Here is a 12,500-nt window from a genome sequence, read left to right as displayed (position 1 = left end):
AAAACGGTATTTTAAAAAGATACTTTACCCGAACAAAAAAAAATAAATTCTAACAATCGGAACTTTTATGAGAATAAAAATCGAATACATTATTATTTTATTATATATCATTTTGTTTATCGGTTGCGGCAAAAACCTTCGAGGAAAACCGACACCTCCGAATCCGGATCTGGCCGGATTTTATCTTTCTTCCGAGACGGCAGAATGGACTAAAGACGGCAAAATGAAAATCGAAGTATTAAGCATCTTTCCGAAATCCAACGGAGATCTTTCCTTCGAAAGAAAAACCATCGTAAGACTCAGCTTTATCACAAGTGATAACAGAGAGGAATGGAGAATCAGAACCGGCGGAGTCGTAACCAGTGAAAACGAAATCCTTTTACAAGAATCTCTTTATCAAGAATTTCACCAGCCTCATATGGGAACAAGAGAATCCGATCCAAAACGTTGGAAACTGAGCGAGATGGGAGCCGCTTCCAAGGTTAGAGAAGTAGGTAATGTAACGTTAAGCGGAAATCTGCTCGGAGAGATTTCCCCCGACAACAAAACTTTAAGATTTTCCAAAATGACATTTACAAAAATCGGAGGTTCGTTTCAAGGAAGAATTACGACTCATGTAAATCAAAAAAGCGTAACAATTGACAATGAAACTGCAGGAGTCGTATTTTACAAAGCGGCCGTAAATACTGCAGAACAAATTGTTTCCGTTTTTTCAAAGTCGGAACTCATCAAACCCGGAATGATTTTTCTTGTAGGAAAAGACCAAGTTCCGTGTAAGATCGTAGAAATCCACCAACACTCCGGCATCTTAGAACCGGTGGAAAATGGAAAAATTCTCTCCGTATCCGTAGGAGATCCGGTAATTTTAAAAGGAGACATCGATACAAAAGCGATCAACAAGAGAGCAACCGCGGACGAACTCATTCGTAAGCTCAAATCCGATCCGAACGTAAGTAAAGAAGAGCTCATCCGGGAAATCGAAAAATTAAAGAACGTACGATAACGCCCCGATCTACAATGAAAACTAGATTTGTCTTCGTTTACATGTAACCGCACCTTTTCAAATACAAGAGTTACCCCAAAATTAATTTTTCATCTGTTTCTATTTTGTGGAAATAGTCGATTAAACAGTTTTGTTAATCTGATTAACGTGAGTTCGGCTTAACAAATGCGAAATCGATTATATGTTTCGATCTGAAACGGTGCCCCTTAGGAAACCGTTTCACTGAGTTTAAGTAGAAACATTGAGTTAAGTTCCGAAGGAATTGGAGCATTATGTTGCGACCGTAGGCAGCAACATTGAGTTAAAGCGCGGTCCAGCCTTTGCTTGCAAAGGCTGGATTTGCCGTACAGAAGACAAACAAACTTCGCGTTCAGAGGACTGAGGACAGACGAACTTCGCTTCGCTCGTTCTAGACAGAGGACAGAAAGAAACGGGGGAGATGATACATCACGGTTTTAAAATGCAGTTTGTGGAGACAAAAAAGAGAACAAAATCGAAATGCTTTTCGAAGAAAAGCATTCTGTTATCAGTCGTCTGTCATCCATCATTTCTCTTTCAAAATTCCGCAATCATCACCCTATTGTTTTTTTCGATCAAAGCAAATTCTTAAAAATCAAATGGGAGACTCCGATTGAACTTGGAGTGACTTCTCGCTCGATCTTTTTTTAAGAAGAATTTTTGTTTTCAAATATTGAAACGGATACTCGATCAAAGCGTAAAAAGGAATCGAAAGAATAACGACCAAAACCAACACGAAAATAAATTGGGAGAAGAGCACCAAAGTGGAACTAGGTTCTGTTCGAATTTTTAAAATCGATAGAGAAATTCCGATTAGAATCAAATGCCAAAGATAAATCGTGAAACTCAACCTCGCCACGGGAACAAAAAGTTTTAGACTTAGAAAACGGCTCAAGAAACCTTCCGAGCGAACTACCGCAAACAATAGGATTCCCGCAAAACCTATGTTCAAAAGATTGTATTTGAAAGTATGAGTAAAAAAACTGTCCGTACGCAGATTCACCCAATGCGCCACAAATAAGAAAGAAAAAAATACAAATAAAAGCGGATAATACAATCGATTATCCGCCTTCAACCGACTCACCAAATTCTTATGACCTACATAAAGATCCATCGCGATCACTCCCATCACCAAGGAATCGAATCGAGTGTGAAAAGGAAAATAAATCTCATTAAAATATTCCGGAGTCAAAGGTATGTCCGTAGTCATATAAACGATCACGCGAAACGTAGTAGGAATCAAAAGCAAACTCCATAGGAGAGGTTGTCTATGTTTAGGATTCATCTTAAACAGTAAAAGGTTACAAAAAAGTGGAAAAACCAAATAGAACTGCTCTTCTATGGACAAAGACCAAGTGTGAATGTTCATTCCCGGAAAATAATTTCCTAAAAATACGAAGTCTCCCCACGCATTGGAAAGTTTAAATGAAAGCACATAGGCTTCCTGTTCGAGTCCTTTCTTCTCCGCGATTTTGAGCACAAAACTGGAAGCAACCAAACTAAACGTGATAAAAAAATAGTAAGCCGGAAAAATTCGGAACGTGCGTTTCAGATAGAATTTTTGAAAATTGATCGCTCCGTTTCTAGTCCAATCACTCAAAAGTCCCTTTGAAATCAAAAAACCGCTGAGAACAAAAGACAAATCCACCCCCGACCAAAAAAGGGAGTCGGATTGAAGCGTCCCGATTTTTTTCCAAGCAAGAGCATAATGATTTAAAATGACGAGAATAATTGCAAACGCTCTCAGACCGTTTAGAGACTGAATCTCGTTATCACGATGAAACCAAAGATCTTTAATGAAAGTTTTCATTACTTTTTTTAATTTCCAATTAGAGCGTTTCTTTTATTTCCCGTTCCGTAAAATCCCCTTTTTACCAGAACCCAATCCAAAAATACTTGGTAATACCGCTTCAAGCGAAAGTAAGAGATCATTAAAATGAAATTTAAATATCTTTTAACATTTTAATAAACAATATAATTCACGAGTCTCTATTATTTGTAAACCTCGTCATTAAAATTTGAGGCAAAAAATCAAGCCGTAAGACGTATAAAATGATTGAATAATCTACTCATATTCAAACTCCGCAGAAGCACAATTGTTTCATTCTGCAAATTCTTTATTCTTATAAATGTAGCTCGTAATCCGAAAGTCTATATAAGAACTTGTCCCAAAACTGTCTTCTGTGGGAGCGGCATTGCCGCGACACTGTCCTCAGTCCTCTGAATGTAGGAGTTCCCGCGGATATGGCTCTTTGATCATTTACGGGCTTTCGAACAGATTTTATTGTTCGTGCACTCTTGTCGGAGTTCTTACGATTCCAAGGTTTTGGGACAAGTTCTAAATTTTTACTCACTGAATGAAGACTCCAAAAAATCAGAAAAATACAGAATGAAATTCGAAAGGTATCACCGATTGGTTATAGTTCGAAATGAACTCGATTCAATGACCCTTTTCATCACACAGTTCTGTCTTTCGTTGAAAAAGTAGTAAGAACAAATTTCATTTCAATGATAACGAGGTTTGTGGATAGCTATTAAAGAAAGCGAATTTACAATCAAGAGAAAAGGCGTCTTAAAACGGAAAAATTTAATAAAACAAAATGGAACACGATCACAAAAGGAGCCTTAGATTTCAAAAATTTCTAAAACTCCTAAATTTGATCCTACTTATTGCGTTTACGCATAGTTGCATCTAGAAATTTCTTACGAAGACGTAGATTTGCGGGAGTTACTTCCAAAAGTTCATCGTCGTCTAAAAATTCTATATTTTGTTCCAGAGAGAATTTTCTAGGGGGAACCAGTCGAATCGCCTCGTCCGCACCGGAGGAACGGACGTTACTCAGCTTCTTCTCTTTTACGGGATTCACTTCGAGATCATTTTCACGAGAATGAATTCCGATGATCATTCCAGGATAAACCGCTGTGTTTGGTCCGATCACTAATTCCCCTCTCTCCTGAATTTTCCAAAGTGCATACGCGGTAGTTTCACCCGAATCCATAGAGATCAAAGCGCCGTTCTTACGACCTGGGATCTCACCTTTGTAGATGTCAAATCTAAGAAAACGGGAAGACATCACTCCCTCGCCTCGTGTTTCGGAGATAAAAAATCCCCTAAACCCGATGATTCCACGTGTCGGAATTACAAATTCAACACGGGTCATTCCGGAAGGATGCGCGTCCATAAGTTGAAGCTCTCCCTTTCTGCGGTTCAATTCTGCGATGATCGTCCCCGTAAATTGATCCGGAATGTCCATTACCAAATACTCATACGGTTCGAGTTTCTGACCTTGTTCGTTGGTTTTTAAGATCACTTCAGGACGAGAAACTTGGATTTCAAATCCCTCCCTTCTCATCGTTTCGATCAGAACCGACAAGTGAAGTTCTCCACGTCCTAAAACTTTAAAACGATCCTTGTCTTCGGTTTCTTCAAGCCTCATCGCTACGTTGGTCTCCAATTCGCGGTCCAGACGTTCGCGGATATTTCGAGTTGTTACGAACTTTCCTTCTTTTCCTGCAAACGGAGAATTGTTTACCATGAAGAACATGGAAACGGTCGGTTCTTCGACTTCGATCGCCGGTCTTGGAGCCGGCTTTCCCGGTTCACAGATCGTATCTCCGATAAACACGTCGGGAAGCCCCGCAATCGCTACGATGTCTCCCGCTTCCGCGTTATTGACTTCGTTTCGTTTCAGACCTTCGAAATTGTATAATTTAGTAATTCTAAATAGTGCCGTGTCGGTAGGTGTGGTTGTATCCGATTTTTTCGCCGCAAGCTGGATCACATTCATTCCGAGCGCCATCTTTCCCGCATAGATTTTCCCGACCGCAATTCTTCCCACATAGTCGTTATAATCCAAAGAAGTCACTTGGAACTGTAGAGGAGCTTCCGTGTCCGCTTGAACGGGAGGAACATGTTTCAAAACCGTATCTAAAAGCGGGTCTAAGTTTGTTCCCGGAGAATCACTTAGGTTATATACCGCCCAGCCTTGTTTCGCGGATGCATATACGATCGGAAAATCAAGCTGTTCGTCGGTCGCTCCTAAATCGGAGAATAAATCAAACGCCATGTCTACGACCGCTTCTGGTCTTGCACCTGGTCGATCAATTTTATTGATTACGAGAATCGGTTTGTGACCGAGTTGAAGGGACTTTCCCAATACGAAACGAGTCTGTGGCATCGGTCCATCAAACGCATCCACAAGGAGAAGACAAGAATCCGCAGTCGCGAGAACTCGTTCCACTTCTCCGCCGAAATCCGCGTGACCAGGAGTATCCACGACGTTGATTCTGGTTCCTTTGTAAACCACTGCAGTGTTCTTTGCTTTGATCGTGATTCCTTTTTCCTTTTCCAAATCATTGGAGTCCATGATCCTTTCTCCGTCTTCTTTGGCAGTAACGGCACCGGTCTGACGGAGAATTCCGTCCAGAAGTGTGGTCTTTCCATGGTCTACGTGGGCGATGATAGCTATGTTGCGGATTTCCATTCTAAGACCAAAAATTTCGGAAGCCCCCTGGTGTAAATCCGGTTTTTTTGTCAATTTTTTAAAGGAAGAATTTTTTAACGGTTATTTTTGGCGACGCTTGGCGGCTCGCAGTCGCGCGCTTTGTCGGGTTTTATATGAATTCGATGTATAAAAGTTCGGGCGAATCCGCTCGTAAATTTCATAATGAAACGCACCCTATAGGAAGCGTTTCAACCAAAAGGCAACGGAGCGTTGGCCGTTGGTCCTCAAACGTTAGTTTAAGCTATGGCTCGCGACCTGAAACACTTTCGTAAGAAGCGTTTCACCTGAATTTTTTTCATTCCAATTCCTTCGGAATTTTTCAAACTAAAGTGCGCTCTAAGAATCCCAGCATAAGAATCGCTTTCCCATTTGTTATACCGAACTCACATTAATTTTACTATTTTGGCACTTTATGGATTCCAAAATCGTTTTCTAAATACATCCGAATCAAAAAGGGACTTATACGATGTTACATTTCATTTTCTATTTCTTAATTCTAATTTCATTGATCGCTTGTAATGAGAGCAAGAATAAGATCAATTCAGATCTTTTACTTTTATTAGCAATCTCAACCCCGGATCGGGCAGAGAACTATGATCGGGATGTACAAATTATTACAAATCTTTCCACATTCACAGATTCAGGAAAAGTTGAGATTACTTGCGATCTAAACTACTCCTCTCAGCAGGATATTGATTATTATGTAGAACAACTGAAAAAAGAAATCGCCAGATATCCAAGAGGGTATTGGATCAAAGCCGATGTGGATAAAATTGTGCTTTGTAAATCGATGACAACGGCAGATGGGAGGATCAAACTTGCATTTTCTGATATCAATCTTCTTGCTATTAGCGTAACACAGCCAATGGCAACTATGCGTTATGGCACGACTACATGCGGAGGTATTCCAAATTTCAACTCTTTTGAATGTTATGACCAACCAGCAATCCATCACGAACTAACACATTCCGTGGATCGATCTTTAACCCCCGCTATTAATTTTCTCTTGTATTTTGATCCAGAATGGGAAAAATTGAATGCTCCTGGATTTCAATATTATGGATCCGAGAATTTTCTTCAAATACCAGTTGTTTGGCACCCTTTGCCTGGTATTATGGGGCGTTATGGGGCGTCACATTTTGTAGAGGATAGAGCTGTATTTGGAGCTTTGATCATGGGTTGGCCAGCCACTTACAATATTTTAGTTCAAGCTTGTCAGACCGATCCGTTCGTTGCGGCAAAAGTACGTTTAACCGTTTCTAGATGGAAACAATTTTGGCCGTTTCCGGGAGCCGAGAATACAGAATGGAAAATCAGAATGGCTCAAGCGGAACGGGATTGCGATTGAAGAACTCTATAAAATGGATAGGTTGAAAAATTGAATTTTTCGATTCATTTTTTTACTGTAAATTTTAGTTTTAGGAAATCTTTATAAAATGAATTTCTAATTAATGGCATTTATCAAACAAAGATTTTATACGAAACTTACCTTTTCTAATTTATCCCTCGGGCAAAGGGATCCTTTCCGTTTCACCCGGGACCTTAGGAAAACGCTCCTCCTTCCATTCGAGTTTCGCCTTTTCGATTCTTTCCGGCGAAGTGGATACGAAATTCCACCAAAGATAACGACGTTCCGGAAACGGAATACCTCCTAAAAGAATCGAACGACCTCCTTGTGTTGAAGAAAAAGAAATCGTTTCCCCCGAATTAAATACGGCCATTTGGCCGACTTGAATCTTTTGATCTCGTATCTCCAAACTTCCGCGTGCGACATACAACGCAGATTCTTGATCGCCCGGGATATTCCATTCCCCCTTGGCTCCAGGCTCCACATCCAAGTCGGCATAAAAAAGAGAAGAATACACTTTTACCGGCGAGCGTTTTCCTAAGAATTCTCCCGCAATAAGTCGAAGCTCCCAACTCTCTCCCTTGATAACCGGAATGTCTTTTTGATCCAGATGAAAAAATTCCGCGCTCACTTCTTCCGATTCTTTGGGAAGTGCAACCCAAGTTTGTATTCCTTCCAAAATAGAATACTGAGAATCCAATTGAGAGCGTTCGCTGTGTGCGATCCCCGAGCCCGCAGTCATCCAATTCACTTCATAAGGACGAATGGGCATCTCCGATCCGATGCTGTCTCTATGTAGAATCACTCCGTCATAGAGATACGTGATTGTAGCGAGTCCGATATGTGGATGAGAACGTACCGTCAGCTCTTTTCCGGTTTGAATCGGAACAGGTCCCATATGATCCACAAATACGAACGGGCCAACGTGACGCGCTTCGATCGACGGAAGAATTCTCCGGACTCGGAAATTATCTCCGAGTTCTTTTATAACCGCTGAAATGATTTTCATAGTTTAAAGTTTAGTTTGATTGTTTTGGATTTCAAGATTTTTGAATAGAAAACTCTCGTTCCTTTGAGAAAATTCTCTGTTACCCCGGATTTTTTCCGTGTCTTTTTGATACGTTCCGTTTCTAAAATCGCAAACTCATATGTTTTCGTGATTGATTTTGACTGTTTTTATAATCGCTTTTTGAATTTTTTTCCCTTAATTTTTTGCACAATATAACTGTCTATTTTTTCAAAGTTTAAAATAGAATTCTCCGATCACCCTGAATTCTAAAAAATTTCATTTTTACAGAGGTGCCTAAAATTATTTCAAAAAAACGAATTTTTCGAATTCGATAGAAACCATTTATCGGTTTTTTGCTACTCGGGCACACGAAAATAGTACCCGAAATTAACGGACGATTTTTGCAAAGATGCAGAAGTTCTCACAAAATCGCGTCGAATTATCGGCCTTTTTTGAAGAAGATTTACGTTCTAATTTTTGAAACAAACTTGAGCCGGTCTCAAAACCTTAGGAATGTAGGAGCTATTACAATTTTAAACGACGGGAGAAAACCGCCAATGCGACGGTTTCTGTGGGAACTCTCACGTTTTTTAAAAACTTGCCGGATTGTCTAGAGATATTTTTCTTCAGGTTTTGAGACCGGCTCTTACTGCAGTATTCTTTTCATACGTCCGAGTAATACTTGCAGAAAGTCATCAAGATCCTCGAATATTCCTCTTTTATTATTTAAGAATGGTGTTTCCTTAAAGAACCAACGGAAATCCAGAGACTCGCCGCAGTCAATATCGTTCCCATCCAAAGTGGAGCTTCCGGAGAATAGATCGGAGTTTCCCTGGCTGTAAAATAAGAAAATAGTCCCGTCATCAAAATCGGTCCAACGATAGCAGTAACGCTCATTAAACTCGTGAGTGCTCCTTGCAATTCCCCTTGTTCTCTTGGGGGGACCTGAGAGGACATGATTCCCTGGAGTGGAGGCATCGCGATCCCTCCCAAACAATAAGGTATTAAAAATACGAACATCATCCAACTTTGTGTCGCAAGAGCGAATAACGCGTATCCGAGCGCGCTCAAAGCCAAACCTAGATAGATACTCCGATTCTGTCCCAACACAGGAAGAATGATCCTAATCAGCCCTCCTTGCGTAACCGCATAAACAAGTCCAACGACCCCGAGCGAATAACCTATCATCGCCTCGTTCCATTGAAATTTTTCCATCGTATAATAATTCCAGGTTCCTTGAACAGCATGCGCGGCAGTATTTATTAGAAAAAATGCAACTATTAAACCGACAATCATCGGATAACGTTTTAAATTGATAAGCGAACCTATCGGATTCGCTTTTTTCCATTCGAACTTCCTTCGGTTTTCGTCGGTCAATGACTCCGGAAGGACAAAAAATCCGAACAACCAATTTACCAACGTAAGAGCGGCCGCGGCTAAAAAGGGCGCCCTAGAACCGAATTGTCCAAGGGAACCTCCAATCACGGGCCCGATGATAAATCCCAGTCCGAACGCAGCTCCAAGAATCCCGAAATTCTGTGCTCTCTTTTCGGGAGGGCTGATATCCGCAATGTAGGCATAACCTGTCGTAAAACTTGCTCCCATTATACCCGATACAACTCTTCCGACAAACAACCAAAAAATGGAAGGGGCAAATGCTAAGAATAAATAATCCAACGTAAAACCAAACAGAGACGCGAGTAAAATAGGCCTTCTCCCATATCGGTCGCTCAATCCTCCAACAAATGGCGCACTGATAAACTGAACGAATGAATAAGCGAACATCAAGAGACCGCCGTACCAAGCGACGTCGCTCAAAGATCCGTGAGTTAATTCCTGAATGAGCTTCGGCAAAACGGGGACGATAATTCCGAAACCTATCACGTCAATGAGAACAGTTACAAAAATAAAGCCTAAGGCGGCAGGACGTTGGGGATTCATAAATTCCACCAAACAAATAATAAACCTCTTGGCAATCAAAAAATAACCCCTTAAGTAATTCCGCAGTGATTTCATTGAATCTTCATATTTGAAAGATACTCAGAATCAAATCTTATCCGCCAAATAAAGACTGATTTAATTTTTTACGGGTAATATATACTCGAGAAGCCAAAGGACTTTTAATCGTTTTTTTTCGGAACGGTTAATCCAAAAACAAAACCTTACGATGTATCATAAAAAAGAGATATAAAATTCATAATAGAAACCGGGAACATTACAGTTCAAGATGCATTTTTGTTAAACGACGTCAAACTCTGAAAACGCTATTAAAACGACGGTATAGCCTGATGCCAGAAAGCTTAAATCGGATTTTCTTTCGTTTTAATTTTTTTAAGGTTCGTTTCGTTTGGTGTTTAAATCTTCAAATAATTCAGGGTAGAAGTTAGGAAGTAAATATCCTTTCCGTTTGTTTCAAATATTTTCAATCTGATTTAATTATTGATTCGGTCCCGGACTATCATCGGTTTTCCAGGTATTTGGCGAAGTAGAAACTTTGAATAGTCAGCAATGTCTTTTTAGTTTTTATCTTTGATTCAATCATCGAGTAGCTTTTCAGCTCTATTTCGCGGTTTGCCTTATCATTTTATTCTTGTTGTTTGTGGGAACAAAAATCCGTTTATACACCCAAACCAACTTTCGAGAATTCTCATATTCGACTCTATCGATAGATCTTATAACAAAAAAAGAAAACTCCCGCTTAAAATTAGAGTAACATGTCCACAAATTTCGAATTAAAAACTCCGCATAACAACCGTTCGTTTTTTTAAGAAACCTATCTTGAGATAAATCTTTAAATCACAAATCATTTTTGGAATGTAAATTCAATTTTGAATAGGGCGCTCTCGCCTATCTCGAACATTTTCCATTTTTCAAATTATACATTATTATATATAGAAATTTGAATGGAGATACATATGAAAATGATACAGAAAATATTCCGAAAGGAAAAAAAGAAAAAACAAAATAAATTTAAAATCTCAAAGTTCTTTGGAGGCTATTGTGTTCTCCTACTTTTATTCTTTTTCAACTGTCTACCGGATCAACAATCGCACGAAGATAATTTACTTCTGTCTTTACTTTCCCTTCCAAATGACCAAAGTTTAGAATTGCAACAAGATAGATCTATGAGAAAAGCAAAGCCTCGACCCAGACCAAAACGAAAATACGACGGGGTTACTTTTGTATCCTATGCAACCGGAAAAAGAATTCAAGCCAACAGTAAAGCTCCGAAAGGATGGCTGAAAGTAGATGCTTCACGAGACACTTATTTTACCAGATTCAATTTATATCAGGACGGCAGTGATCCCAACTGTATAGAAAGCGGTCGTATCCGAGTCGAAACCTCTGCAAATCCGAAATATTATTGGAATTGGTGGGCCGGCGGAGGGGGAGGTAATTACGCATACTATCCGAAATATAATGATGGTTCCAATCGACTTAGTATCTTAGTTATGAGCGGAGGATGTTTAGAATCCGGGGGCAAAGTCGCATTTGCGGATCATGATACTTTAGGTTATGGGTATGATTATTATATCACGAATTGGAAAGGAGGGAGTTGGAATGAATATCTATTCCTTTGGGTAAGGACACTTAATCCTGGTCCAAGAGAAATTTTTACTGCTATATTAAGTCCAACACCTCCGGAAGCCGCAGCCGAATAGCATGGTCAGCGATTGATTTGATAGGACTTTATTAGACAGACCATTGAACATACCATGATTTACCATATGTCGTTAGAAATGGATTAATCATCAAAATATATAATGAATAATGTATATTTTAAAATAAAATCAGAAATATACATTATTCTCATTATCTTAAGGAATTACAAAATCCGTTAGAGCAATCTATCCCGAATAATTGCGACCTCTTGTTCGTTCGATGTGTCAATGTGATTCTTAGCCCGGTTCCGCATTTTTCAATGAAAATTGATTTATAGATAGGAAAGACACTCAATAGTTTATCGTAGAATGGAGAATTTTTTATATTTCAAAACGACAGTTCCCTTGGAGTACAACTCTGGTGAAATATTTTAGACAATCCTCTTAGAGGTTTTTCACACTTTCAGTCGGTATTTAATATGGGCACCTTACTTTTACTCTTTCTAATTTTGTTTTTAGTTACTTCCCTTTTTTCAGCAGAAAAAAGTAAGCGTACCTTAGATGTTAACACAGTGGCAATTTTCAAACACAGGGTTCCGCGCCGTATATCAGCGGGACTTGATTACGGATAAGTTTCCTGAGAAGCATATGTTTTTAGTAAGAGATTTGCCATCATAGATTGACTCGAACACAAAACCCAAAAATAGATTGCAAAAAATCCGGATTTATCCTATACAAGTTTTTAGCCTTTTCCCCACATGCGTGGGGTTGAACCGAGACCGAAGGCACAAAAAGAACCAATAACTTCCTTTTCCCCACATGCGTGGGGTTGAACCGTCGTCTGAATGTATCTTTACGAGCATCTCTGCCTTTTCCCCACATGCGTGGGGTTGAACCGGTTTCAGAGGCAAGGATCTTTCCATAACGTTACCCACAAATTAAGAAGGCTTTTGGGATCATAAGGATCAAAAACTGATATTTTTCAAGTGTTCCGACAAGAATGAGGCTTTTTACT

General features: G+C 39.6%; 7 protein-coding genes. 3 read left to right on the top strand and 4 right to left on the bottom strand.

Going from position 1 to position 12,500, the window contains the following annotated elements:
* Positions 1–67: 67 nt before the first annotated feature.
* A complete protein-coding gene (locus CLV95_RS17475; RefSeq protein WP_002721488.1) occupies positions 68–1,003 on the top strand; it encodes an LIC12353 family lipoprotein in 936 nt (311 codons plus the stop codon).
* Between the two features lie 613 nt (positions 1,004–1,616).
* Here the strand turns inward: CLV95_RS17475 and CLV95_RS17470 are convergent.
* Both CLV95_RS17470 and typA read right to left on the bottom strand, forming a co-directional pair.
* A complete protein-coding gene (locus CLV95_RS17470) occupies positions 1,617–2,831 on the bottom strand; it encodes an acyltransferase family protein (protein WP_002733115.1) in 1,215 nt (404 codons plus the stop codon).
* An 853-nt stretch (positions 2,832–3,684) separates the two neighbouring features.
* Positions 3,685–5,505 (bottom strand): translational GTPase TypA, encoded by a 1,821-nt coding sequence (typA, locus tag CLV95_RS17465; RefSeq protein ID WP_002759824.1) that lies wholly within the window; start codon positions 5,503–5,505, stop codon positions 3,685–3,687.
* Between the two features lie 487 nt (positions 5,506–5,992).
* Between typA and CLV95_RS17460 the strand changes: the two genes are divergently transcribed.
* Complete coding sequence (locus CLV95_RS17460; protein WP_002733039.1) at positions 5,993–6,874, top strand: LIC13305 family lipoprotein; 882 nt, start codon at positions 5,993–5,995, stop codon at positions 6,872–6,874.
* A 151-nt stretch (positions 6,875–7,025) separates the two neighbouring features.
* On the opposite strand, the gene CLV95_RS17455 is transcribed toward CLV95_RS17460, so the two are convergent.
* Together CLV95_RS17455 and CLV95_RS17440 are read right to left on the bottom strand one after the other, a co-directional pair.
* A complete protein-coding gene (locus CLV95_RS17455) occupies positions 7,026–7,883 on the bottom strand; it encodes a pirin family protein (protein WP_002733089.1) in 858 nt (285 codons plus the stop codon).
* Positions 7,884–8,609: 726 nt separating this feature from the next.
* The gene (locus CLV95_RS17440) at positions 8,610–9,824 is read right to left on the bottom strand and encodes a TCR/Tet family MFS transporter (RefSeq protein ID WP_026054898.1); all 1,215 of its coding nucleotides are present in this window, start codon (positions 9,822–9,824) and stop codon (positions 8,610–8,612) included.
* Positions 9,825–10,798: 974 nt separating this feature from the next.
* Between CLV95_RS17440 and sph the strand changes: the two genes are divergently transcribed.
* A complete protein-coding gene (gene sph, locus CLV95_RS17435; RefSeq protein WP_002733108.1) occupies positions 10,799–11,545 on the top strand; it encodes a sphingomyelinase in 747 nt (248 codons plus the stop codon).
* The last annotated feature ends 955 nt before the right edge of the window (positions 11,546–12,500 follow it).

The organism is Leptospira borgpetersenii serovar Javanica, from assembly GCF_003046425.1.
Classification (GTDB): Bacteria; Spirochaetota; Leptospiria; order Leptospirales; family Leptospiraceae; genus Leptospira; species Leptospira borgpetersenii.
The sequence above is the reverse complement of the archived record's forward strand: the minus strand, read 5'-3'. Positions and strand labels throughout refer to the sequence as shown.